Source organism: Dactylosporangium sp. CA-139114 (assembly GCF_050955725.1).
In the GTDB taxonomy this organism is placed as follows: Bacteria; Actinomycetota; Actinomycetes; order Mycobacteriales; family Micromonosporaceae; genus Dactylosporangium.
Genome location: NZ_CP192080.1, coordinates 1633661 through 1659129 on the forward strand (window position 1 = coordinate 1633661; position 25469 = coordinate 1659129).

The following is a 25469-nucleotide window of genomic DNA, read 5'->3' on the forward strand; positions in this document are numbered from 1 at the left end:
CAGGTGCTCGTCGCCGTGCTGTTCACCGTGGCGCTCGGGCTCTTCGCGGCGGTCGAGATCGCCTCCCGGCGCGAGGGCTCCCGGGTGCCCGGCATCGGCGACGTGTGCGGGATCGTCATGCGCTACCGGGTGGGCCCGCTCCCCGTCGGCCGCATCGCCATGTTCGGCTTCTGGTGGTGGCTCGGCTGGCACTTCCTGGCCCGCTGAGCTGGGAAATCGATCTTCCGCGACCGCGACACGCCGTTCCAGATCGCGGGATAACGTCGCACATACTGGACCTGAACGATAACTTAGGGATATGCGCACAGTACGAATTCTTCGCTGCCCGCCCCGGGCGCGCCGCTCCTAGGCGGCGGAACCGGCGGCGGGTGACACGGCCCGATCAACGCTGCCGGAAGCGAGGAAATGCGTGCGCAGCCACCACTGTCAGCAGGCCGACACCACCCACGTCGGTCTCCTTGGCGTGTGCGGCGCGTGTCCACCGGCGACCCCGGCGCGACCGACTGCGCACCGACCATCAGCACCATGCTCCAGAGGAGACCAGCGTCATGCCTGACCAGCAGAAGCCCCAGCCGAAGCCGCAGGAGCCGGCCGCCGACACCCGGGAGCGCGCCCGCGCCGCGCTGCAGATGTCCATGGACCGCCGCGGCTGAGCGCCCGATCCGACGCAAGCTCCGGGAAGCCGGGACGCCCTGTGCGACGTCAAGGTTTCCCGGAGGTTGTGCCGTCCGGTAACTGCCGGGAGCAATACCAGACCTTACGATGACCGGGTGACGGTCGATCAGGCTCCCACGATGCGCCGGGTGGCCGCGCTGGCCATCCCGGCGCTCGTGGTACTCGCCGCCGAACCCCTCTACGTCCTCGTCGACACCGCCGTCGTCGGCCACCTCGGGCGCACCCAGCTCGCCGGGCTGGCCATCGGCGGCGCCGTCATGTCGTTCGCCGTGTGGCTCGGCACCGTGCTGGCCTACGGCACCACCGGCCGCGCCGCCCGCCGCTTCGGGGCCGGGCAGCGCACGGCGGCGGTGGAGGAGGGCGTCCAGGCCTCCTGGCTCGCGCTCGGCGGCGGCGTCGTCATCCTGCTCGTGCTCGAGGCCGCGGCCGGCCCGCTCACCCGCGCCCTCGCGGGCGGGGCGGGCGAGGTCGCGTCCACCGCCGAGGGCTGGCTGCGCATCGCCGCGCTCGGCGCGCCCGGGCTCATGCTCGGCACCGCCGGCAACGGCTGGATGCGCGGCGTGCAGGACACCCGCCGCCCGCTCTACTACGTGCTCGCCGCCAACGCGCTCTCCGCCGCGCTGTGCCCGCTGCTGGTGTACCCGGCCGGCCTCGGCCTCACCGGCTCCGCCGTCGCCAACGTCACCGCCCAGACCGTCGTCGGGCTGCTGTTCGTGCGGGCGCTCGTCTCCGAGCGCGTCGCGCTGCGCCCCCACCTCGCGGTCATCGGCCGCCAGCTCGCGCTCGGGCGCGACCTGCTGCTGCGCGGCGCCGCGTTCCAGGCCTGCTTCCTGTCCGCGTCCGCGGTCGCGGCCCGCTTCGGCGACGCCGCGCTCGCCGCCCACCAGATCGCCATCCAACTGTTCTTCTTCACCGCGCTCGCCCTCGACGCGCTGGCCATCGCGGCCCAGTCGCTCGTCGGGGCCGCGCTCGGGGGCGAGCGCGTGGCCGAGGCGCGCCACCTCGCCCGGCGGATCACGGTCGCCGGGCTCATCGCCGGCGCCGGGTTCGCGGTGCTCGTCGCGGCCGCGCTGCTCGCCGTGCGGCCGTGGTTCGGGGCCGACCCGGAGGTGTACGCCCAGGCCCGCCACGCCTGGTGGTTCTTCGTGGCGATGATGCCGGCCGCGGGCGTCGTGTTCGCTCTCGACGGGGTCTTCCTCGGCGCCGGGGACGTCGGCTACCTGCGCAACCTCACGCTCGTCAGCGCGCTGGGCGGGTTCCTGCCGGGGATCTGGCTGGCGTACCTGCTCGGCGCCGGCCTGCGCGGCGTGTGGGCGGCGCTCACGCTGTTCATCGCGCTGCGCCTCGCCGGGCTGCTGTGGCGGCTCGCGGGGGACCGCTGGGCGGTGGCCGGCGCCGTACGATGACGCGGTGCTGACCGAGGCGCAGGTCGAGGCCGTCGCCTACGTGCGCGGGCGCGGCGGGGGCCCGGCCCTCGGCGTCGACGCGCCCATCACGATCAACTTCCACCCGGACCGCAGCGCCGGCGGCCGTACCGTCATCGGCGGCCTCCTCGCCGACGGGCGCTTCCGCAGCCAGTTCGAGACCGGCATCTCCAACGGCGGCCTGACCGCGTTCCCGGGCGGCGACCGCGACGGCTGGGAGCAGCGGATGTTCGGCGGCGCCTACCAGCGGCCCGGCGTCCGCCCGCCCGACCGCCCGAAGTACGGCGCGCTCAACCTCCTGCACCACGACGACGGCGCCGCACCCCGCTTCGGCTCGGCCCACCTGCGGCTGCGCCCGCACGTGCGGCAGTGGGCGACGTTCACCTTCGGCGACAGCGCCCGGCACCCGACTGAGGCCGGGACCGCGGACGCGTTCGGCGCCGTGCTCGCCGCGCTGCACGCCCACCACGGCGCGGACGCGCTGAGCCGGCCGCGGCCGGGCGGGCCCGGGCGCGCGCTGGACCACTACGTCGAGGCCCAGATCCACGGCCCCGTGCGCCTGGCCGACGACGTCGAGGCGCTGGTGCTGGACAGTTGTTTCAAGGACTCCGGATGCGGTACCGCCGAAGCCGCGGCCGAGCTCACCGCGCGCTACGGCCTGCGGGTCGAGTGGCGCCCCGGCTTCCGCCTCGCCCCCGCCGACATCCCGGCCGAGTTCCGCGGACCCGAGGTCCCGGTGCTCGCCCGCTCGCTGTGCGCGCACTACGGGGTGGCGATCGTGGACCCGGCGCTCATCGGGGCGGCCGCCCGCGACCCCGGGCCCTGGGGCTCCCCGCCCGAGGTGCTGCAGTCGCTCAAGTACTTGTGGCACTGCCTCGTGCGGTTCGGCTGACCGTTAGGGTGTCGCGCATGGCTCAGAAGGCGGCGACCCCGGGCGGCCTTGTCGTCGTAGACAAGCCCGGCGGCATGACCTCGCACGACGTCGTGTCGCGCATGCGCCGGATCGCGCGGACGCGGCGGGTCGGGCACGGCGGCACCCTCGACCCGATGGCCACCGGCGTGCTCATCGTCGGCGTGGAGAAGGCGACGCGGCTGCTGACGTACGTGATCGGGAGCACGAAGGAGTACACGGCCACGATCCGCCTCGGCGAGTCCACGGTCACCGACGACGCCGAGGGCGAGGTCGTCGCGCGCACGGACGCCTCGACGGTCACCGACGCGGACCTCGACACCGCCCTGGCCCCGCTGCGCGGCGAGATCCTGCAGGTCCCGAGCGCCGTGTCGGCCATCAAGGTCGGCGGCGTCCGCTCCTACCACCGCGTCCGCTCCGGCGAGGAGGTCGCGCTCGCCGCCCGGCCCGTGACCGTCTCCCGCCTCGACGTGCTCGCCGTGCGCCGCGCGGGCGCGCACGTGGACGTCGATGTGGACGTGGCCTGCTCCTCGGGCACGTACATCCGCGCCCTCGCGCGCGACCTGGGCGCGGCCCTGGGCGTGGGCGGGCACCTGACGGCGCTGCGGCGCACCGCGGTGGGCGCCTTCACGCTGGCCGAGGCCGCGACCCTGGACGAGCTCGCCGCGCTCGAGGACCCCGTGACCATGCCGCTGCCGGCCGCCGCGGACCGCTGCTTCCCGCGCCGGGACGCCTCGCCGGACGAGGCTCGCGTGCTGTCGCACGGCGGGCCGCTCGCGCCGATCGGGATCGCGGAGCCGTACGCGGTCTTCGCCCCGGACGGCACCGTGCTCGCGATCGTCCAGGAGCGCGACGGCAAGGCCCGCCCGGAGATCGTGCTCGTGCCTTAGCGGGTGAGCGCGAGATGTCGGGCGCTGCCGCGCCGCGACATTTCGTATTTATACCCCGACGGGCCATAAGTCCTATTGGGCGCGATCCGACGCGCTGCGGGAAGGACGCGGCCGCGCCGCGGGGGGAGGCCGCGCCGCGGGGGGAGGCCGTGCCGTGCTGCGGGGAGGGGGTGCCGTGCTGCGGGGAGGCCGTGCCGTGCTGCGGGGGCGGGGGTGCCGTGTTGTGTGGAGGACGCCGTCGCGCCGCCGGGGACGGCACGCGGTGGAGGGCGCTGCCGCGCCGCGGGGGTAGGACGCCGTCGCGCCGCCGGGAAAGGCGCGGTGGGGAAGGGCGCCGTCGGGAAAGGCGCGGTGGGGAAGGGCACCGCCGGGAAAGGTGCTGTGGGGAAGGGCGCCGTCGGGAAAGGCGCCTCCGGGAGGATGCTGCCACGCCGCCGGGAAAGGCGTCGCGGGAAGGACGCGGCCGCGCCGGGAAAGGCGTCGCGGGAAGGACGCTGCCGCGCCGCCGGGACGGGTGCTGCCGCGCCGCCGGGAAGGGCGGCGGGGCGGCCAAGTAGGCTCAGCGGCATGCAACGGTGGCGGGGAACGCAGGCGGCGCCCGGGGGATGGGGTCGCGCGGTCACGACGATCGGGGTCTTCGACGGCGTCCACCGCGGCCACCAGCAGATCGTCGGCCACGCCGTGAAGCGGGCCGGCGAGCTCGGCGTGCGCTCGGTCGTCGTCACGTTCGACCCGCACCCGGCCGAGGTCGTGCGCCCCGGCTCGCACCCGGCCGTGCTCACCGAGCCCGCGCGCAAGGCGGAGCTCATCGAGGCGCTCGCCGTCGACGTGCTGTGCGTGATCCCGTTCACGGCGGAGTACTCGCGGCTGGAGCCGGAGGAGTTCGTCCACGACGCGCTGGTCGAGCACCTGCACACGGCCCTGGTCGTGGTCGGCGAGAACTTCCGGTTCGGCCACCGGCAGGCCGGCGACGTCGAACTGCTCACGCGGCTCGGGCGCACGTTCGGGTTCGCGGTCGAGGGAGCGCCGCTCGTCGCGGACGAGGGGACGGTGTTCTCCTCGACGTACATCCGAAGCTGCGTCGACGCGGGTGACGTCGTGGCGGCGGCGCGCGCGCTCGGCCGGCCGCACCGGCTCGAGGGTGTCGTGGTCCGGGGTGACCAGCGGGGTCGCGAGCTGGGTTTTCCCACCGCGAACCTGCTCGTCCCGGCCCGCTCGGCGGTGCCCGCGGACGGCATCTACGCGGCCTGGCTCAACCGGGACCGCGACGGCGCCCGGCTGCCGGCGGCGGTGTCGATCGGCACCAACCCGACCTTCTCCGGCAAGGAGCGGCGCGTCGAGGCGTTCGTGCTGGACTTCGAGGGTGACCTGTACGGGGAGCGGGTGAGCCTCGACTTCGCCGACCGTCTGCGCGAGCAGCGCGTCTACCAGGGCGTCGAGCCGCTCATCGCGCAGATCGCGGAGGATGTCGAGCAGACCCGCGAGGTGCTGCGCAACGGTCCGGTGCAGGCGTGAACCGGTCGGTCTGTTAGCCTTGGATTGACGCCGGGTGACCGGCGGGGGTCAGGCTGCCTGCACGACGCCGCGGGAGCCGGCCGACGAATCCACGGCAAAGGGAGATTATGGCGCTCGACTCTGCGCAGAAGACCGAGATCATGGGCAAGTACGCCACGGTCGAGGGCGACACCGGTTCGCCCGAGGTCCAGGTGGCGATGCTGACCAAGCGGATCGCGGACCTCACTGAGCACCTCAAGCAGCACAAGCACGACCACCACAGCCGCCGCGGCCTGCTCCTGCTGGTCGGCCGGCGCCGCCGCCTGCTGAACTACCTGCAGCGCAGCGACATCGCCCGCTACCGCTCGCTCATCGAGCGGCTCGGCCTGCGGCGATAACGACTCGCAAACGGGGGAGTGGCGGAGATCCGCCGCTCCCCCGTCGAGTAGTGACACACTGAAATGGCAGCGCCCCGCCGAGCGGGTCGGCGCACCGGTCCTCGGTAGTGGCTTCCGGGTGAACGACTCACCCCGTGAGCTTCGATCGAAGACCGGCCGCAGACAGCTCCGCCGAGGGCGAACCAACGACCCAAAGGGAGCTACACCACAGATGACCGAGCAAAGCACTCTCGGTACCCACAGCAGCAAGGCCGTCATCGACAACGGCTCGTTCGGCACCCGGGAGATCACCTTCTCCACCGGGCGCCTCGCCCGTCAGGCGGCCGGCTCGGCCCTGGCCCAGCTCGGCGAGACCGTCGTGATGTCCGCGACGACCGCCGGCAAGCAGCCCAAGGACCAGTTCGACTTCTTCCCGCTCACGGTGGACGTCGAGGAGCGCATGTACGCGGCCGGGCGCATCCCCGGCTCGTTCTTCCGCCGCGAGGGCCGGCCCAGCGAGGACGCGATCCTCACCTGCCGCCTCATCGACCGCCCGCTGCGCCCGTCCTTCGTCAAGGGCCTGCGCAACGAGGTCCAGGTCGTCGAGACGGTGCTCGCGCTCGACCCGGCCCACCCGTACGACGTCGTGGCCATCAACGCCGCCTCGCTGTCGACCAAGCTGTCGGGCCTGCCGTTCTCCGGCCCGATCGGCGCGACCCGCATGGCCCACATCGACGGGCAGTGGGTGGCCTTCCCGACCGTCGAGGAGCTCGCCCGCGCCACGTTCGACATGGTCGTCGCCGGCCGGGTCCTGCCCGACGGTGACGTCGCGATCATGATGGTCGAGGCCGAGGCCACCGAGCACACCGTCGCCCTCGTCGCCGGCGGCGCGCCCGCGCCGACCGAGGAGGTCGTCGCCGGTGGTCTCGAGGCGTCCAAGCCCGCGATCCGCGAGCTGTGCCGGGCCCAGGCCGAGCTGGCCGACGTGGCCGCGAAGCCGGTGCAGGAGTTCCCGACCTTCCTCGACTACCAGCCCGACGCCTACGAGGCCGTCGCCGGCGCGGTGAGGGACGAGGTCGCCGAGGCCCTGCGCATCGCCGGCAAGGCGGAGCGCGAGGAGGCCCTCGACCGGGTCAAGGAGGCCGCCTTCGAGCGCGTCGCCGGCCAGCTCGAGGGGCGCGAGAAGGAGATCGGCGCCGCGCTGCGGTCGCTGACCAAGAACGAGGTCCGCGCCCGCGTGCTGCGTGAGCAGGTCCGCATCGACGGCCGCGGCCCGCGCGACATCCGGCCGCTGACCGCCGAGGTGCAGGTCCTGCCCCGCGTGCACGGCTCGGCGCTGTTCGAGCGCGGCGAGACCCAGATCCTGGGCGTCACCACGCTGAACATGCTGCGCATGGAGCAGACGCTGGACACCCTGGCGCCGGAGAAGTCCAAGCGCTACATGCACAACTACAACTTCCCGCCGTACAGCACCGGTGAGACCGGCCGCGTGGGCGCCCCGAAGCGTCGCGAGATCGGCCACGGCGCGCTCGCCGAGCGGGCCCTGATCCCGGTCCTGCCGACGCGCGAGGAGTTCCCGTACGCGATCCGGCAGGTCTCCGAGGCGCTGGGCTCCAACGGCTCGACCAGCATGGGCTCGGTCTGCGCCTCCACCATGGCGCTGCTGTCGGCCGGCGTGCCGCTCAAGGCGCCGGTCGCGGGCATCGCGATGGGCCTGATCTCCGACGAGGTCGACGGCAAGACGTCGTACGTCACGCTGACCGACATCCTCGGCGCCGAGGACGCGTTCGGCGACATGGACTTCAAGGTCGCCGGCACCCGTGAATTCGTCACCGCGCTGCAGCTGGACACCAAGCTCGACGGCATCCCGTCGGACGTGCTGGCCGGTGCCCTGCAGCAGGCCCACGACGCGCGGCACGTCATCCTCGACGTGATGGCCGAGGCGATCGAGTCGCCGGCGGGCATGAGCCAGTACGCGCCGCGGGTCACCACGGTGCGCATCCCGGTCGACAAGATCGGCATGGTGATCGGCCCCAAGGGCCAGACCATCAACGCGATCCAGGACGAGACCGGCGCCGAGATCAGCATCGAGGACGACGGCACGATCTACGTCGGCGCGACCGACGGCCCGTCGGCCGAGGCCGCGGTCGAGCGGATCAACGCGATCGCCAACCCGACCATGCCGAAGGTCGGCGACAAGTTCCTCGGCACCGTGGTGAAGACGGCCGCGTTCGGCGCCTTCATCTCGCTGCTGCCGGGCCGTGACGGCCTGCTGCACATCTCCAAGGTGGGCAACGGCAAGCGCGTCGACAAGGTCGAGGACTTCCTCAACGTCGGCGACAAGGTCGAGGTGCAGATCGCGGACATCGACAACCGCGGCAAGATCTACCTCGACAAGGTGCTGGCCGAGGGCGAGCAGCCGCCGGCGCCGGCCGAGGGTGGCGAGCGTCCGGCCCGCAGCGGCGGCGACCGTGGTGACCGCGGTGACCGTGGCCCGCGGCGCGACCGTGGCGACCGCGCTCCTCGTCAGTCCGCCGAGGGTGGCGAGGGCGGTGCCCCGGCCGGCGAAGAGGGTGGCGAGGGCGGCGAGTTCCGTCGTCGGCGCAGCCGGCGCGACTGACCTATGGCGAGTCGAGCAACGACCCAGACGTTGTCCGACGACCCGCTGGGCGGCACGGTACGCCGTACCGTGCTGCCCAACGGGCTGCGGATCCTGACCGAGTCGATCCCCGCGATGCGCAGCGTCTCGTTCGGGGTCTGGGTCGGCATCGGCTCGCGGGACGAGACGCCCACGCTGTCGGGCGTCTCGCACTTCCTCGAGCACCTGCTGTTCAAGGGCACCAAGCGGCGCACCGCGCTGGACATCTCCGCGCAGATCGAGGCGGTCGGCGGGGAGACGAACGCGTTCACCGCGAAGGAGTACACGTGCTACTACGCGCGGGTGCTCGACGCGGATCTGCCGCTGGCCATCGACGTCGTCTGTGACCTCGTGACCGACTCGGTGCTGACCGAGGCGGACGTCGAGGTCGAGCGCGGGGTGATCCTCGAGGAGATCGCCATGCACGACGACGAGCCCGGCGACGAGGTGCACGACGTCTTCACCGAGGCCGTGTACGGCACGCACCCGCTCGGCCGCCAGATCTCCGGCACCGTGCCGAGCATCTCGGCGCTGACGCGTAAGCAGATCGACGGCTTCTACCGCCGCCGGTACCGGCCCGAGACGATGGTCATCGCCGCCGCGGGCAACCTCGACCACGCCAAGGTGGTCCGGGCCGTCCGCGCGGCGTTCGACCGGGCCGGCTGGGGCGACGCGGCCGTGCCCGCGCCCCGGCGCTCGCGCACCGCCAAGGTGCCGACGCGCTCCGGGCAGGTCGTCGTGCGCAACAAGGACACCGAGCAGGCGCACCTGGTGCTGGGCTGCTCGGGGTACCCGCGCCAGCACGAGGACCGCTGGGCGCTCGGCGCGCTCAACAACGTGCTCGGCGGCGGCATGTCGAGCCGGCTGTTCCAGGTGATCCGGGAGCAGCGCGGCCTCGCCTACTCGGTGTACTCCTTCACGTCGCAGTACAGCGACGCCGGTCTCTTCGGCGTGTACGCCGGGTGCGCGCCCGGCAAGGTGGAGGAGGTCCTCGCCATCACCCGCGAGGAGCTCACCCGGATCGCGGCCGAGGGCCTCACCGACGCCGAGGTCGAGCGGGGCAAGGGCATGCTCAAGGGCGCCGTGGTGCTCGGACTCGAGGACACCGGCTCGCGCATGAGCCGGTTGGGCAAGGGCGAGCTGCTGTACGACGAGCTGCTCTCCGTCGACGAGGTGCTGCGCCGCGTCGACGAGGTCACCCCCGAGCAGGTCCGCAAGGTCACCGAGGAGCTGCTGGCGCGCCCGATGTCGCTGGCCGTCATCGGTGACTTCGAGCCAGGGGCCTTCGCGGACGCCCTGAGCTGACCCGCTAGTTTGGTCGCGTGACTGAGATGATCCGGGTCGGGGTTCTTGGTGCGCGCGGCCGCATGGGCACCGAGGTGTGCAAGGCCGTCAGCGGGGCCGACGACATGGTGCTCGTGGCCACCGCCGACGCCGGCGACAGCCTCGACGCGATGGCGGACGCGCAGGTGGTCGTGGACTTCACCACGCCCGACGCGGTGTTCGGCAACATCGACTGGTGCCTCGAGCACGGCGTCAACCTGGTGGTCGGCACGTCCGGGTTCACCACCGAGCGCATCGAGCTGGTGCGGGACAAGCTCGCCGCCCGGCCCGGCCTCGGGATCGTGATCGCGCCGAACTTCGCCATCGGGGCGGTACTGCTGATGGAGTTCGCCGCCAAGGCCGCCCGGCACTTCGAGTCGGTCGAGATCGTCGAGATGCACCACCCCAAGAAGATCGACGCCCCCAGCGGCACCGCCCTGCGCACCGCGCAGATCATCGCCGAGGCGCGCGCCGAGGCCGGCCTGGGGCCGGTCCCCGACGCGACCAAGGAGGAGATGGCCGGCGCCCGCGGCAGCGACGTCGAGGGCGTCCGCGTGCACGCGCTGCGCGCCACCGGCCTGGTCGCCCACCAGGAGGTGCTCTTCGGCACCGCGGGGGAGACCCTGACCCTGCGGCACGACTCCTACGATCGGGTCTCGTTCATGCCCGGTGTACTGCTGGCAGTGCGCTCCGTCATCACCCGCCCGGGCCTCACGGTCGGGCTCGGTGAGCTGCTCGCCTGATTGTCCACATGCTGGGAACGGTGGGCCACCATTGGGCCGCAACACCGTCACGCGTCGATAACGGGCGCTTCCTCGAGTGACGTGTGCCACCGCACCTGCGGCACCAGCAGATCATCGATGTCCAGCGATCGCCCGACCCCGTCGGGCGCCCAGCCGGCACCCTCGAGAAATCGACGCGTAACACCGTCGTCAGCGAACGTCCACGCAAGTGCTGTCGTGAATCCGTCAGAGCGCCACAAATCCACACTTGCCGCCAGCAAACGGCTGCCGTGGCCGCGGCGCCCCCAACGGGGCTCGACCAGCACGTCCGTGATGGCCGCGGCGGACGCAAATGCCTTGTCAAGGACGGTGTGATCTTCGTCCGGAGCGAGCACGCTGTCGTCTGCCGGACCTGACGCGGCAAAGCCCACGACGTATGCTGACTCTGGCTGGGAGCCGGGCGAATCGACCTGCTCCACCGCCACGAGCACCCGGTGCTTCGGACTCGGTGGCTCCGCGATTGCGTCTCGCCACCGGCGGGCAATCCAGTCCTCGTCCAGACGGTCGAGGACGTGTTTGGGCAGCAGTCGCCGATACGCGACCCGCCAGGTCGAGAGTTGAACACGCGCGATCTCGACGACGTCGTCGAGCCGCGCCGGACGGACGAACCCGAGCGTCATGAAGCAGCAGCCTACGGATTTTGTGTGAAGCACGACTCGGCGGGGTAGCGCCCGCACGTCACAGTTCGGCCTGCGAGACCGTTGGTTCTTCTGTGACGGAACTCTGAGGCTTTGATGGCAGTCTCGGCCTAGGTTGGATGTCGGCAGCGGCGAGTAGGAGGGCAGATCAGGTGGCGGAGCGGGGACGGGACGCCGAAGCGAGCGCCGTCCGGCCCAGGCTGCGGCCCGGCGTCCGGAAGGCGCTCATCGTGGTGGCCGTCTGGGCCGTCGTGTGGGGCTTCCTGCTGGTGGCCGCGGCACGCAACGGGTTCTTCGACCTCAAGGTCTACTACGGCGCGATGGACTACTGGGTCAACCGCGGCGGAGACATCTACGACTACCTGACGCCCGGCACGCCGTACGGCTTCACGTATCCGCCGTTCGCCGCCGCGCTCATGACGCCGATGTCGCTGATCAGCTGGAACACCGCCATCGTGATCAGCGTGACCATGAACGTCGTGGCCATGCTCGCGATCTTCACCTGGCTGCTCGGCCCGGTGTTCAAGCGACAGGGCTGGTCGTACTGGTACGCGATGGGCATCGCCATGGCGCTCGCCGCGGCCTTCGAGCCGGTGCGCGAGACCGTGAACTTCGGCCAGGTCAACATCCTCGTGCTGTTCCTCGTGGTCGCCGATGTGATGCTGCTGGTGCGCAACGGGCACAAGCTCGGCGGCATCGGCATCGGCCTGGCCACCGCGATCAAGCTCACCCCGGGCGTGTTCATCGTCTACCTGGTGATCACCCGCCGCTGGCGCGCCGCCGCCGTCTCGGCCGCGACCGCCACGGCCGCGACCTGGCTCGCGGCGACGTTCGCCCCCGACGCCTCCCGGGTCTTCTGGACCGACGCGGTGTGGAACACCGACCGCGTGGGCTCGCCGACGTTCGTGTCGAACCAGGCGCTCACCGGCCTCGTCGGGCGGATCTTCAACCCGGAGCCGATGAAGCCGCTGTGGCTGCTGCTCGTGCTGATCACGCTCGCGGTGTGGTACTGGCGCGCCCGCCGCGCCGTCAAGCACCGTGACGAGGTCGCCGGCCTGGCCCTGACCGGGCTCGTGGGGTGCATGGTCAGCCCGATCACCTGGATCCACCACCTCGTGTGGACCATCCCCGCGATCGTGGTGCTCTTCGACTACGCGACCGACCGCTCACTCGACCCCCGGCGCCGGCGCAACCTCGCGATCCTCTTCGGGTTCTCGTTCGCGCTGCTGTGCAGCCGCACGCCGTGGGCCTTCCACGCGAAGTTCGACGGGCTCGGCCTGATCGGCAGCAACGCGTACATCCTGCTGATGATCGGCCTCCTGTTCGGCCTGCCGATCCGGGAGCCCGCGGACACCGGGGCGAGCCAGCGGCCTTCGGGCGAGCCGGGGGAGGCGGGCGGCCCGAGCGTCGAGGACGTGCCCGACCCCGACCTCGTGGAGATCGACCGCAAGGTGACCGAGGCGTTCCACGCCCAGGAGGCGCCGCGGCGGCCCTTGGTCGGCGCTTAGCTGCTTGCTGCTCTGCTCTGCTCGGCCCGGCGACTCCCTGCTGCTGCGGGGGCGCCGGGCCGCTCTAGTTCGGCGATGGGTCGGACGCTCCGCTCGGCTGCTCCGCGCATTTGGTGCTCTCCCCGCTGGGGTGTTCTCCGCGCCGCGCTGCACTCCGCGGTGCTCTCTGCTCCGTTCGGCGTCGCGTTGGTCGGCACCGCGCTGGCCCGCGTAGGGCTGGCCGGTGTAGGGCTGGGCCGGGCTGGACCGGGCTGCGCCGGGTCGGGGTGGGCCGCGGCGGGCCGCTCCGCGCCGCTCTGGACCGCGCTGCGCCGGGTCGGGTCGGGTTGGGCGGGCCGCGTCGGGCTGGGCCGCGTCGGGCTGGGCCCCGGGATGCGCAGGGGCCGCCCCGGGTCGGGTTGGGCGGGCCGCGTCGTGCCGGGCCGCGCCGGGCTGGGCCGCGCCGGGCTGGGCCGCGCCGGGATGCGCCACGCTTCGCCGGGTTGGGCTGATCGGGTTGGGCCGGGCTCGGCCGCGCTGGCCCGCGCTGGGCCGGGCCGTGTTGCGCCGGGCGGGGCCGTGTTGCGCCGGGCGGGGCCGTGTTGCGCCGGGCGGGGCCGTGCTGCGCCGGGCGGGGCCGTGCTGCGCTGCGTGTGATGCGCTGTTTTGCGCGCCGCCCGGGGTGCTTGCGCTGCGCTCCGCGGTACTTGCCGATAAGTCGGGCGCTCCGCGCCACGACTTATCGGATTTATCCCCCGTCAGGCGAAATGCCGGAATCCAAATTTTGTCATACCCTCGCGCTAGCCTCCTTGGCGATGGAGTACCTGACGCTGACCCAGGCCCGCCGGATCGCCCTGGCCGCCTCGGGCTTCGCCGACCGGGTGCCCGGGGCCGTCCCCGAGCGCCGCCACCTGCGCCGCGTGCTGGAGCGCACGGGGCTGCTGCAGATCGACTCGGTCAACATCGTCCAGCGCGCGCACTACCTGCCCGCCTACAGCCGCCTCGGGCCCTACGACCCGGCCCTCCTGGACCGGCTGGCCTATCGCCGGCCGCGGGAGCTGTTCGAGTACTGGGCGCACGAGGCCTCCCTCGTGCCCGTCCGGCTCCAGCCGATGCTGCGCTGGCGCATGCGCTCCGGTGCCGCATGGGGCCGGATGCAGCGCATCGCCCGTGAGCAGCCCGAGCTCGTCCGCTGGGTGCTCGAGAAGATCCGCGCCAAGGGGCCGATGAGCGCCGCCGAGGTCGAAGGAGACCTGGTGCAGCCGCGGCGCAAGGACCACTGGGGCTGGAACTGGTCCGACACCAAGACCGCGATCGAGTGGCTCTTCTACACCGGCGAGGTGAGCGTCGCCCGCCGCAACTCCGCCTTCGCCCGCGTCTACGACGTGCCGGAGCGCATCCTGCCGCCCGAGATCGTGAACGCACCCACGCCGAGTGACGAGGAGTCGTACCGGGAGCTGGTCCGCGTCGCCGCCCGCGGCCTGGGCGTGGCCGCCGAGCCGGAGCTGCGCGACTACTTCCGGCTCCCGCTGGCCGGTGCCCGCCAGGCGATCGCCGACCTGGTGGAGGCGGGGGAGCTCGTCCCCGTCGAGGTCGAGGGCTGGACGCCGCGCGCCTATCTGCACGCCGAGGCCCGGGCCCCGCGCCGCATCACCGCCGCGACCCTGGTGAGCCCCTTCGACCCGCTGATGTGGGAGCGCGCCCGGGTCGAGCGCCTGTTCGGGTTCAACTACCGCATCGAGATCTACGTGCCTCCGTTGCAGCGGTTGTACGGGTACTACGTCCTCCCCTTCCTCCTCGGCGACCGCCTGGTGGCCCGCGTCGACCTCAAGGCGGACCGCAAGGCCGGCGTGCTGCAGGTCCCGGCGGCGTGGATCGAGCCCCTCAAGGGCCGAGGCGCGCCGCCTCCGGGCGAGGTCGCCGAGGCGCTGGCGGCGGAGCTGTGGCGGTTGGCGGGCTGGCTGGGCCTGACGGAGGTGGACCTGCCCCAGCGCGGCGACTTCGCCGAGCCCCTGGCCAAGGCGTTGTCCTCGGCCACGTCGCTGCCCTAGGCCCCAGCTCTCCGGCCTCGGCTACGGGCAGCAGCCCGGCGGCGGCGAGCGTGGGGTGGGTGCGGGAGAGCATCTGCAGGCTCGTTCCGCGCCGGGTTGTCGCCCTTCGGATTGATCTCGCGGGCCTTCCGGATGGTCGATGCCTGGCCGGGCCGGTGTAGCTTGGTTTTGTGACGTCACCGATGTCGGCCCCCGCGCCCGGGTCACTCGAGGGAGTGCTCCCCGACGTGCCCGAGCTGGGCGCGCCCACCACGCCCACGAGCGTGTCGCTGCCGCCGGTGTACCACTATGCCTACCAGCCTCCCAAGGGCCGCTTCCAGCGCCTGATCGAGCGCCTGCCCGCCTGGGCCGGCCCGGCCGGGGTGGGTGCGCTGATCTCGGGCGGCGTGGCGTACACGCTGCTCATGAAGCCCACGAGCGCCGGCGCCTCCGACCCGCCGACGTGCCTGGTCAAGCTGCTGACCGGCTTCGACTGCCCGGGCTGCGGCGGCACCCGCGCCGCGTGGTACATGCTGCACGGCGACATCCCCGCGGCCGCCCACCACCACGCCATGCTGGTCTTCGCCGCCCCGTTCCTGGCGTACCTCTACGTCGCCTGGACCGTGAACAAGCTGAACCTGCGCTTCAAGCTGCCCATGCTGCGCATCTCGAACGGCGCGCTGATCGGCTTCCTGGTCGCCTGGCTGATCTTCAGCATCCTGCGCAACCTCCCGTGGGCCCCGTTCACCTACTTTTTCGTGTAGCCACCCCGCGCGCCATGCTCAGCCCGGCCACCGGGCGCGGCGCGGTCCAGCAACCCCGCCCGCGCCGCGCTCTCCCACAGGGCTCTCGCCCCCGCGCCGTCCCGCTCCCGCGCCCGCGCCGCCCCGCTCCCGCGCCGCCCCGCTCCCGCGCCGCGCTCCCGCGCCGCCCCGCGCCCGCGCCCGCGCCGCCCCGCGCCGCGCTCCCGCGCCGCCCCGCGCCCGCGCCCGCGCCGCCCCGCGCCGCGCTCCCGCGCCGCCCCGCGCCCGCGCCCGCGCCGCGCCGCGCTCCCGCGCCGCCCCGCGCCCGCGCCCGCGCCGCCCCGCGCCCGCGCCGCCCCGCGCCCGCGCCGCCCCGCGCCCGCGCCGCCCCGCGCCGCGCTCCCGCGCGGTCCGCTCACGCCGGCGCCGCCGACGCCCCGAACGCCTCCGCCCGGGCGCGCTCGCCGGCACGGTGCCGTGTCCGCGGTGGTGTGAGGTGGCGCGGTGGTGTGATCGGCGACTCCGCCCGGCAGGGCTTGACAGCCGGGACCCTCAGGGCAAGTACGCTCTGCGAATGCTCTCCGTCAAAGCCATCGCCTGGACGCACTTCGAGCCGCCCTCCGACGTGCCCTGGGAAACCGACGCCGAAGGTGGGGAGGCGCTCGCCGAGTTCGCCGGCCGCGCGTGCTACCAGTCGTGGAGCAAGCCGAACCCGGCGACCGCCACGAACGCCGGATACCTCAAGCACATCCTCGAGGTCGGGCATCTGAGCGTGCTCGAGCACGGCACCGTGACGTTCTACCTGACCGGCGTCTCGCGGTCGTTCACGCACGAGCTCGTACGGCATCGGCACTTCTCCTACTCGCAGCTGTCCCAGCGGTACGTGCCCGGGCGCGAGCAGGTCATGGTCGAGCCGGCCGTGATCGCCGAGGACCCGGCGTTGCACAAGACGTTCGTCGAGGCGGGTGAGGCGGCGCTCAAGGCCTACAACGAGCTGCTCGAGGGGCTCGAGGCCAAGTTCGCCGACGTCGAGAACAAGACCTCGCGGCGCAAGCAGGCGCGGCAGGCGGCGCGGGCGGTGCTGCCCAACGCGGCCGAGACGCGGATCGTGGTGACCGGGAACTACCGGGCCTGGCGGCACTTCGTGACCATGCGCGCGAGCGAGGGCGCCGACGTGGAGATCCGCGAGGTGGCGGTCGCCTGCCTGCGGGAACTGCAGCGGGTCGCGCCCAGCGTGTTCGGGGATTTCACGATCAGCGAGCTCGCTGACGGGACCGAGGTGGCGTCGCCGCAGTACACCTGGGAATCTTGAGAAATGCTTCGCTTGGGCTTCCGCTAGGTTGTGCGTATGACACGCACCGGTTCCGTCCCCGGCCGGCCGTTCGGCCGGTTGCTCAGCGCGATGGTCACGCCGTTCGGGCCTGACGGTTCGCTCGACGTCGACGGCGCCGCTCGGCTCGCCGCCCACCTGGTCGACGAGCAGGAGCACGACGGCCTGGTGGTCAACGGCACGACCGGCGAGTCGGCCACCACGAGCGACGCGGAGAAGGACCGGGTGCTCCGTGCGGTCGTGGAGGCCGTCGGGGACCGGGCGCACGTGATCGCCGGCGTCGGCACCAACGACACCGCACACACCGTCGAGCTCGCCCGGGCCGCCGAGAAGGCCGGCGCCGACGGGCTGCTCGTGGTGACGCCGTACTACAACAAGCCGCCCCAGGCCGGCCTCGAGCACCATTTCCGGACCGTCGCGGACGCGGCGGATCTGCCGGTCATGCTGTACGACATCCCCGGTCGCTCCGGTGTGGCGATCGAGACCGAGACGATGTGCCGGCTCGCCGAGCACGAGCGCATCGTCGCCGTGAAGGACGCCAAGGGCGACCTCGGCGAGACCGCCTGGGTGATCAAGCGGACCGACCTGGCGTACTACTCCGGCGAGGACAAGCTCACCCTGCCGCTGCTCTCGGTCGGGGCGGTCGGCGTGGTGGGCGTGCCCACGCACATCTTCGGCCCGCAGACCAAGGCCATGATCATGGCGTACGAGGCGGGCGACGTCGCGCGGGCGCGGGAACTGCACCTGCAGCTGCTGCCGGCGTTCTGCGGATTCTTCCGCACCCAGGGTGTCATCCTGACCAAGGTGGCCCTGACGCTGCTCGGCCTGCCCGCCGGACCGGTCCGCCCGCCTCTCGTGGGCGCGAATGCGGCGGAACTCGGCCGGTTGCGGGAAGATTGCGCCGAGGCGGGCCGCATCATCGGCTCGGCCGAACAGATGGCGCACCACAACGACCTCGGAGTGGCCCTATGACGGTGGCGCACGTCGAGCTCGATCCGCCACCCCCTCCGGGGCCCGGCACGCTGCGGGTGACCCCGCTGGGCGGGCTTGGCGCGATCGGCCGCAACATGACGCTGCTGGAGTTCGACGGCAAGCTGCTTGTCATCGACTGCGGCGTGCTGTTTCCCGACGTGGAGCAGCCCGGCGTCGATCTCATCCTGCCCGACTTCTCCTCGATCCTCGACCGCCTGGACCAGGTTCAGGCGATCGTGCTCACGCACGGGCACGAGGACCACATCGGCGCGGTGCCGTACCTGCTGGCCCACAAGCCCGACATCCCGCTCGTCGGCTCGAAGTTCACGCTCGCCCTGGTCGAGGCCAAGCTGGCCGAGCGGCGCATCGAGCCCTACTCGCTGACCGTGCGCGAGGGGCAGGTCGAGCGCCTGGGGCCGTTCGAGTGCGAGTTCTTCGCGGTCAACCACTCGATCCCGGACGCGCTCGCGGTCGCCGTGACCACCGGGGCCGGCACGGTGCTGCACACCGGCGACTTCAAGATGGACCAGCTGCCCCTCGACGGGCGGATCACCGACCTGGCCGGGTTCGCGCGGCTCGGCGCCGCCGGCGTCGACCTGCTGCTGTCGGACTCGACCAACGCCGAGATCCCGGGCTTCGTGAACCCGGAGCGCGAGATCGGCCCGGTGCTGGAGCGGATCTTCGGCCGCGCGACCGGGCGCATCATCGTCGCCTCGTTCGCCTCCCACGTGCACCGGGTGCAGCAGGTCTTCGACGCCGCGCACGCGCACGGGCGCAAGGTGGCCCTCATCGGCCGCTCGATGGTGCGCAACATGGGCATCGCCCGCGACCTGGGCCTGCTGCGCATCCCGCACGGGCTGGTCGTGGCGATCGACGAGGCGATGAGCCTGCCGCCCGAGCGGGTGGTGCTCATGTCGACCGGATCGCAGGGCGAGCCGATGAGCGCGCTGGGCCGCATGGCCAACGGCGACCACCGGCACATCGTCATCGGCGAGGGCGACACCGTGGTGCTCGCGTCGTCGCTGGTCCCCGGGAACGAGACCGCGGTGTACCGCGTGATCAACCAGCTCTCGCGAGCCGGCGCGATCGTGGTGCACAAGGACGTCGCCAAGGTGCACGTCTCCGGGCACGCGCCCGCGGGCGAGCTGCTGTACCTGCTCAACGTCGTGAAACCGCGCAACTTCATGCCGGTGCACGGCGAGTGGCGGCACCTGCGGGCGCACGCGCAGCTGGCCCGGGAGGCCGGCGTGCCCGACGAGCGCGTGGTGCTCTGCGAGGACGGCGACGTGGTCGATCTCGTCGACGGCGAGGCGCGTCTCGTGGGCCACATCCGGTCGCGGTACGTCTACGTCGACGGCCTGGCCATCGGCGACGTGGGGGAGTCGCTGCTGACCGAGCGGCGCATCCTCGGCGACGGCGGGTTCATCGCGGCCACGGTCGTGATCGACTCCGTCACCGGCAAGGTGGTGGCCGGTCCGACGGTCTCGGCGAAGGGATTCTCCGACGACCCCGCGGTCTTCAACGCCGTGCTGCCGCTGGTCACCGAGGCCCTCAACAGGGCGGCCACCGACGGCATCACCGACCCGCACCAGCTGCAGCAGATCGTGCGGCGCACGGTCGGCCGCTGGGTCAACGAGGCGTACCGGCGCCGCCCGATGATCGTGCCGACGGTGGTCGAGGTCTGAGATGTACGCGGCGCTGGCGACGACGGTCCTGGTGCTGCACTTCTGCTTCCTCGCCTACGTGGTGCTCGGCGGGTTCCTCGTCTGGCGGTGGCCCAGGGCCTTCTGGCCCCATCTGGCCGCCGCCGCCTGGGGACTCGCCGTCGTGTCGATCCCGCTGACCTGCCCGCTCACCGTCGTGGAGCACTGGGCTCGCCGCAAGGCCGGGCAGGCGGTGGGGGACAAGGGCTTCATCGACACGTACATCGAGAACGTCCTCTACCCCGAGCGGTACACGCACCTCCTGCAGGTCCTGGTCGGCGTGATCGTGCTCTTCTCCTACGCGGTCGCCCTCGCGAAGCTGCGTCACCGGCGCGCCGAGAGAACATTGTCGTAGCCGCCCGATACGGTGTGTCCATGGCGGGCCGCACCTCCCAGGCCGGCCGCGGCGGAGGCACGTCCAACGCGCGCGGCGGTTCGAACACGCGTGCTACCCCCCAGAAGCGCGCGACTACGCCCCGTGCTCGGGCCACGCCCGCGGCCAAGGCGGCCCCGGCGAAGGCGACCCGCGGCCGGGCGAGTTCGCCGGCCCCGCGAGCGAACGCCCGCGCCGCGACCCCCGTGCGCCGGCGCCGGACCGGGACCATGGTCGCCACGCCCCTGGGTCTGTTCGGCCGGGGCATGATCGCGGTCTGGATGGGGCTCGCGCACAGCGTCGGCTGGGGCGCCCGCGCGATCGGGCGGCAGGCGGCGACCGCCCGCGACCTCGATCCCGAGCACCGCCGCGACGGCGCCGGGCTGGCCGTGATCGGGCTCGCGGTGCTGCTCACGGCGGCCCTGTGGTTCCAGGCGGCCGGGCCGGTGGGCCGCTGGCTCGCCGACATCTGCCACACGTTCATCGGGGGTGCTTCAGCGGTACTGCCGGTGCTGCTCGTCATCGGCGGCATCCGGATCATGCGCTCGACCGAGGACCCCGACGAGCGCCGCGGACGCGGACTGATCGGCTGGGGTGCCCTCTTCATCGGCGGCACCGGCCTGATGCACCTGGTCGCGGGCAGCCCCACGCTCCCGGCACGCATGGACCGGGCCGGTGGCCTGCTCGGCCGCGGCGGGGGCGGGCTGCTGCAGATGGCGGTCACGTCCTGGGTCGCGGTACCCCTGCTGATGCTGCTCTCCGCGTTCGGTCTGCTGGTCGTGACGTCCACGCCGATCAGCCGCATCCCCCAGCGCTGGCGCCAGCTGCGCGACCTCGCGCTCGGCCGGGTCGAGGACCCGACGCTCATCGACGACGAGGAGGAGTTCGAGGAGCTCTACGACGAGCCCGAGGAGCGGCCCGCCCGCCGGGCTCCGGCCCGCCGCCGCCAGGGCGCCCGCGCCGACGGCGAGCCCGAGCCGCTGCCGCACCCGCTCGGCCTCGACCCCGGCGAGTTCGACGCGGCCGCGCCCGACCTCGACCCCGAGATCGTCCACGACACCGTCGTGCTGCAGCGGATGCCCGCCGCGGGGCGCAAGAAGAAGGAGAAGGCCCCGGCGCCCGAGAAGGAGCCGCCGGAGCACTCGCCGATGCCGACGCGGGCCGAGCAGCTCGCGCTCACCGACGCCGACTACAAGCTGCCGCCCCCGGACCTGCTCGGCACCGGCGACGCCCCGCGCGGGCGCACCCGGGCCAACGACGAGGTCATGCACGCACTGCAGGGCGTGTTCGAGCAGTTCGGCGTGGACGCGCTGGTCACCGGCTTCACCCGGGGCCCGACGGTCACCCGCTACGAGGTCGAGATCGGCCACGGCGTCAAGGTCGAGCGGATCACGGCGCTGTCGAAGAACATCGCCTACGCGGTGAAGTCGGCCGACGTGCGCATCCAGAGCCCGATCCCGGGCAAGAGCGCGGTCGGCGTCGAGATCCCCAACTCCGACCGCGAGAACGTGGCGCTCGGCGACGTGCTGCGCTCCCGGGCCGCGACCAGCGACCACCACCCGCTGGTCGTCGCGCTCGGCAAGGACATCGAGGGCGGCTACGTCGTGGCCAACCTGGCCAAGATGCCGCACATCCTCATCGCCGGCGCGACCGGCGCGGGCAAGTCCAGCTGCCTCAACAGCCTGCTCGTGTCGCTGCTGACCCGGGCGACGCCGGACGAGGTGCGGCTGCTGCTGGTGGACCCGAAGCGGGTGGAGATGACCAGCTACGAGGGCATCCCGCACCTGGTCACGCCGATCGTGACGAACCCGAAGAAGGCGGCCGACGCCCTCGACTGGGTCGTCAGCGAGATGGACATGCGCTACGACGACCTCGCGGCCGCCGGGGTCCGGCACATCGACGACTACAACCGCAAGGTGCGCGCGGGGCAGATCACCGCGCCGCCGGGCAGCGAGCGGGAGATCCGGCCGTACCCGTACCTGCTCGTCGTCGTCGACGAGCTCGCCGACCTCATGATGGTCGCCCCGCGCGACGTCGAGGACTCGGTGGTGCGCATCACCCAGCTGGCCCGCGCGGCCGGCATCCACCTGGTGCTCGCGACCCAGCGGCCCAGCGTCGACGTCGTCACCGGCCTGATCAAGGCCAACGTGCCGTCGCGCCTCGCCTTCGCCACGTCGTCGCTGGCCGACTCGCGGGTCATCCTCGACCAGCCCGGCGCCGAGAAGCTGATCGGCCGCGGCGACGGGCTGTTCCTGCCGATGGGCGCGTCGAAGCCGGTCCGCATCCAGGGCGCCTGGGTCTCCGAGACCGAGATCAACGACGTCGTGAAGTTCTGCAAGGATCAGCGCGAGCCCGAGTTCCGGCCCGACGTGACGACCAAGCGGGACGAGGGCAAGAAGAAGATCGACGAGGAGATCGGCGACGACCTCGAGCTGCTCGTCCAGGCGATCGAGCTCGTGGTGACGAGCCAGTTCGGCTCGACGAGCATGCTGCAGCGCAAGCTGCGGGTCGGCTTCGCCAAGGCGGGCCGCCTCATGGACCTCATGGAGACCCGCGGCATCGTCGGCCCGTCGGAGGGCTCGAAGGCCCGCGACGTGCTCATCAAGCCGGACTCGCTCGGCGAGGTGCTCAGCGCGCTGAAGGACTCCGAAGACGACGACTGACGCCGGGCCTTGGCGACGCCTCGCCCCGTCGTGTGCCTGACGACGCCCTCGCCCCCTGCGCCCTGGTGCTCGGGGCGGGCTCGGCGGCGACCTTCACGCGGTCGGCTGTGAGGTGATGATCGGCGCTGGCCTAGGGTGACTCGGGTGAGGCGTGAGCGGGCGAGCGGGTAGGCGTGCTGGCCGCGTTCGTGCCGATCTGGGTGCTCACCGCCGTCGGCTTCGTCGCCGGGCGCAGCGGGGTGCTCGGGCCGGCCGCCGTTGACGTGCTCGGGCGGTTCGTCTTCTACGTGGCGATGCCGGCGGCGCTGCTGAACACGCTCACCCGCCAGCCGATCGGGGGAACCGCGGGGCGCGCGGTCGCGGCGTTCTCGATCGCCACGCTCGTCATCGGGGCGGCCGGCTTCTGCGCGGCGCGGTGGGTCTTCCGGCGGCCGCTGGCCGAGCAGACGATCGCGGGAATGGCCTGCGCATACGTGAATGCGGGCAATCTCGGCATCCCCGTCATGATGCAGGTGGTGGGCGATGCGAGCTTCATCGCCGTGGTACTGCTGATCCAGACCAGCATCCTCACACCGGTGATCCTCGGCACGCTCGACATCGCGCAGAGCGAGCACGCCACCGGGCGCTGGCGCCGCCTCCTGACGGTGCCGCTGCGCAGTCCGGTGATGCTCGCGTGCCTCGCCGGCGTCGTACTCGGCGCCGCCCACGTCCACCTGCCCGGGCTCGTGGGCGACGCGGTCGCGCTGCTGGGCAACGCCGCGGTGCCCTCGGCCCTCGTCGCGCTCGGCCTGTCGCTCGTGCCGCGGCGAAGCGGCGACGGGGAGGCGCGCCGGCCGGTGGAGGTGACACTGGCGGTGCTGCTGAAGTCGCTTGTGCAGCCCCTGCTGTGCTTCCTGCTCGCGCGCGTCGTGTTCGGGCTGACCGGAGAGGCGCTGCTCGCCGTCGTGCTGTGCTCGGCGCTGCCGACGGCGCAGAACACGTTCGTCTACGCGCGCGCGTACGGCGTGGACGGCACCTTCCCGCGCGACGTCATCGTGGCGTCGACCGGGTTGTCGATGGCGACGCTCACGGTGGCCGCGGCGTTGCTGCACTGAGCCGCCTCCGCGCGATGTAGGCCGCGCGGCGTGGCGGTGTGGCGTGGTCGTGTGGCGCGGTCGCGGGGCGTGGCGGTGGGGCGTGGTCGTGGGGGCGTGGTCGTGTGGCGCGGTCGCGGGGCGTGGCGGTGTGGCGTGGTCGTGTGGCGCGGTCGCGGGGCGTGGCGGTGGGGCGTGGTCGTGCGGCGCGGTCGCGGGGCGTGGCGGTGGGCGCGGTCGCGCGGCGTGGTCGTGTGGCGCGGTCAGGGGGCGTGGCAGTGCGGCGTGAGGGCGCGACGTGCCGGTGGCGCTTCGAGGCGGCCGCGCGGGCGCGGGCGCGGGGCGGCGTGGTGTGCGGCGGCGTGTGGCGGGCGACGTGGTGCGCGGCCGCGCGGGGGCGGGGTGGCGCTTCGGGGCGGCCGCGCGGATGCGGGCGGGGCTGCTGCGATAGTTGGACGCGTGCCGGACGAGGAGATCGACGCGCTGGCGGCGTTGGCGGACCCGCGACGGCGGGCGGTGTACGAGCATGTCGCGGCGGCCGGGGAAGCGGTCAGCCGGGATCAGGTCGCCGCGGCGCTCGGGATCGGGCGCACGCTCGCCGCGCATCATCTCGACAGGCTCGCCGAGGCGGGGCTGCTCGATGTGGCGTTCGCGCGGCTCGGGGGGCGTAGCGGGCCCGGGGCGGGGCGGCCCTCCAAGTTGTACCGGCGCTCCGCGGCCGAGCATTCGGTGAGCCTCCCGCCGCGGGGGTATCGCGTGCTCGCCGAGGTCTTCGCCGAGGCGGTCTCCGAGGCGGGGGTCGAGCCGGCCCTGTACGCGGCGGCGGAGCGTACCGGCGCCCGGCTCAAGGGTCAGGGCGCCGAGGCGACGTTGCGGGGGCTCGGGTACGAGCCGTATGCCGAGGGCGGCGTGTGGCGGCTGCGCAACTGCCCCTTCGATGCTGTCGCGCGCACGCACCCGGGCGTCGTGTGCGGGGCCAACCTGGCGCTGCTGCGGGGCGCGCTCGGAAGCGGGGTGCGCATCGATCCGCGGCCGGACGGGTGCTGCGTCGTCGTGGACCGGTTCGTCGCGGGCGCGGGCGCGCGGGACGATGCGCGGGGCGACGAGCTTCGCGCGGGCGCGCGGGGCCACGCGCAAGCCGGTCAGGTTCGCTCGGACGCGCGCGACGGTGCGCGGGGCGACGGGCTGGGCGCGGGCGCGGGCGCGCGGGACGATGCGCCGTGCGACGAGTCGGGCGCGGGCGCGCGGGACCACGCGCAAGCCGGTCAGGTTCGCTCGGACGCGCGGGACGATGCGCGGGGCGACGAGCTTCGCGCGGGCGCGCGGGGCCACGCGCAAGCCGGTCAGGTTCGCTCGGACGCGCGCGACGGTGCGCGGGGCGACGGGCTGGGCGCGGGCGCGGACGCGCGGGACGGTGTGCGGGGCGACAAGTTGGGCGCGGGCGCGCGGGACGATGCGCGGGGCGACGAGCTTCGCGCGGGCGCGCGGGACGACGCGCAAGCCGGTCAGGTTCGCTCGGACGCGCGGGACGATGCGCGGGGCGACGAGCTTCGCGCGGGCGCGCGGGGCCACGCGCAAGCCGGTCAGGTTCGCTCGGACGCGCGCGACGGTGCGCGGGGCGACGGGCTGGGCGCGGGCGCGGACGCGCGGGACGGTGTGCGGGGCGACAAGTTGGGCGCGGGCGCGCGGGACGATGCGCGGGGCGACGAGCTTCGCGCGGGCGCGCGGGACGACGCGCAAGCCGGTCAGGTTCGCTCGGACGCGCGCGACGATGCGCGGGACGACAAGTCGGGCGCGGGCGCGCGGGACGACGCGCCGGGCGACCGGCTCCGCGCGGAGGCAGCGGAGGCAGCGGATTCGTCGGACGACGTGCAGAACCATGCGTCCAGCGCGGAGTGGGGTGAGCGATCGCGGCGCGGCCGGTACTAAAAACAATGGAAGTTT

The 25469-nt window shown here is 73.2% G+C and carries 20 protein-coding genes; 19 read left to right on the forward strand and 1 reads right to left on the reverse strand.

The genetic code is table 11. The features are described from left to right. Positions 1-3 precede the first annotated feature (3 nt). The 9 genes from ACQP2P_RS07355 (at position 4) to dapB (ending at position 10474) form a co-directional block, all read left to right on the forward strand. Positions 4-207 (forward strand): DUF6186 family protein, encoded by a 204-nt coding sequence (locus ACQP2P_RS07355; RefSeq protein WP_433089895.1) that lies wholly within the window; start codon positions 4-6, stop codon positions 205-207. Positions 208-794: 587 nt separating this feature from the next. Then, on the forward strand, positions 795-2081 hold the full coding sequence (locus tag ACQP2P_RS07360) for an MATE family efflux transporter (RefSeq protein WP_433619035.1): 1287 nt from the start codon (positions 795-797) through the stop codon (positions 2079-2081). 4 nt (positions 2082-2085) lie between these two features. Then, on the forward strand, positions 2086-2991 hold the full coding sequence (locus ACQP2P_RS07365; RefSeq protein ID WP_433614154.1) for a DUF3626 domain-containing protein: 906 nt from the start codon (positions 2086-2088) through the stop codon (positions 2989-2991). 17 nt (positions 2992-3008) lie between these two features. Next, entirely contained in the window at positions 3009-3899 is an 891-nt protein-coding gene (gene truB, locus ACQP2P_RS07370) for a tRNA pseudouridine(55) synthase TruB (RefSeq protein ID WP_433614155.1), read from the forward strand. A 567-nt stretch (positions 3900-4466) separates the two neighbouring features. Then, positions 4467-5414, forward strand: a complete 948-nt coding sequence (locus ACQP2P_RS07375) for a bifunctional riboflavin kinase/FAD synthetase (RefSeq protein ID WP_433614156.1) — start codon at positions 4467-4469, stop codon at positions 5412-5414. A gap of 107 nt (positions 5415-5521) precedes the next feature. After that, complete coding sequence (gene rpsO / locus ACQP2P_RS07380) at positions 5522-5791, forward strand: 30S ribosomal protein S15 (protein WP_433216477.1); 270 nt, start codon at positions 5522-5524, stop codon at positions 5789-5791. A 211-nt stretch (positions 5792-6002) separates the two neighbouring features. Beyond that, on the forward strand, positions 6003-8390 hold the full coding sequence (locus ACQP2P_RS07385; RefSeq protein WP_433614157.1) for a polyribonucleotide nucleotidyltransferase: 2388 nt from the start codon (positions 6003-6005) through the stop codon (positions 8388-8390). Positions 8391-8393: 3 nt separating this feature from the next. Continuing rightward, the gene (locus ACQP2P_RS07390; protein WP_433614158.1) at positions 8394-9713 is read left to right on the forward strand and encodes a M16 family metallopeptidase; all 1320 of its coding nucleotides are present in this window, start codon (positions 8394-8396) and stop codon (positions 9711-9713) included. 26 nt (positions 9714-9739) lie between these two features. Next, a complete protein-coding gene (gene dapB, locus ACQP2P_RS07395) occupies positions 9740-10474 on the forward strand; it encodes a 4-hydroxy-tetrahydrodipicolinate reductase (RefSeq protein WP_433619037.1) in 735 nt (244 codons plus the stop codon). Positions 10475-10521: 47 nt separating this feature from the next. Here dapB and ACQP2P_RS07400 read toward each other — a convergent pair whose 3' ends face one another. Next, positions 10522-11133, reverse strand: coding sequence for an N-acetyltransferase family protein (locus ACQP2P_RS07400; protein ID WP_433614159.1), 612 nt, complete (start codon positions 11131-11133; stop codon positions 10522-10524). Positions 11134-11303: 170 nt separating this feature from the next. Between ACQP2P_RS07400 and ACQP2P_RS07405 the strand changes: the two genes are divergently transcribed. The 10 genes from ACQP2P_RS07405 to ACQP2P_RS07450 all read left to right on the forward strand — a co-directional run bounded on the left by ACQP2P_RS07405 (position 11304) and on the right by ACQP2P_RS07450 (position 25454). Further along, on the forward strand, positions 11304-12659 hold the full coding sequence (locus tag ACQP2P_RS07405) for a glycosyltransferase 87 family protein (RefSeq protein WP_433614160.1): 1356 nt from the start codon (positions 11304-11306) through the stop codon (positions 12657-12659). A gap of 794 nt (positions 12660-13453) precedes the next feature. Next, on the forward strand, positions 13454-14689 hold the full coding sequence (locus ACQP2P_RS07410; protein WP_433614161.1) for a winged helix-turn-helix domain-containing protein: 1236 nt from the start codon (positions 13454-13456) through the stop codon (positions 14687-14689). A 170-nt stretch (positions 14690-14859) separates the two neighbouring features. Beyond that, a complete protein-coding gene (locus ACQP2P_RS07415; RefSeq protein WP_433614162.1) occupies positions 14860-15432 on the forward strand; it encodes a DUF2752 domain-containing protein in 573 nt (190 codons plus the stop codon). Between the two features lie 553 nt (positions 15433-15985). Next, positions 15986-16723 (forward strand): FAD-dependent thymidylate synthase, encoded by a 738-nt coding sequence (gene thyX, locus ACQP2P_RS07420; protein ID WP_433084413.1) that lies wholly within the window; start codon positions 15986-15988, stop codon positions 16721-16723. Between the two features lie 36 nt (positions 16724-16759). Beyond that, entirely contained in the window at positions 16760-17713 is a 954-nt protein-coding gene (gene dapA, locus ACQP2P_RS07425; protein WP_433614163.1) for a 4-hydroxy-tetrahydrodipicolinate synthase, read from the forward strand. Next, the gene (locus ACQP2P_RS07430) at positions 17710-19398 is read left to right on the forward strand and encodes a ribonuclease J (RefSeq protein WP_433614164.1); all 1689 of its coding nucleotides are present in this window, start codon (positions 17710-17712) and stop codon (positions 19396-19398) included. Before dapA ends, ACQP2P_RS07430 begins: the two co-directional genes overlap by 4 nt. Position 19399: 1 nt before the next feature. Beyond that, positions 19400-19771 carry a DUF2784 domain-containing protein gene (locus ACQP2P_RS07435; protein ID WP_433614165.1) on the forward strand — a complete coding sequence of 124 codons (372 nt, stop codon included), beginning with the start codon at positions 19400-19402 and terminating at the stop codon, positions 19769-19771. 20 nt (positions 19772-19791) lie between these two features. After that, complete coding sequence (locus tag ACQP2P_RS07440; protein WP_433614166.1) at positions 19792-22452, forward strand: DNA translocase FtsK 4TM domain-containing protein; 2661 nt, start codon at positions 19792-19794, stop codon at positions 22450-22452. Positions 22453-22625: 173 nt separating this feature from the next. Then, on the forward strand, positions 22626-23546 hold the full coding sequence (locus tag ACQP2P_RS07445) for an AEC family transporter (protein ID WP_433614167.1): 921 nt from the start codon (positions 22626-22628) through the stop codon (positions 23544-23546). A gap of 438 nt (positions 23547-23984) precedes the next feature. Next, a complete protein-coding gene (locus tag ACQP2P_RS07450; RefSeq protein ID WP_433614168.1) occupies positions 23985-25454 on the forward strand; it encodes a helix-turn-helix domain-containing protein in 1470 nt (489 codons plus the stop codon). Positions 25455-25469: the final 15 nt, after the last annotated feature.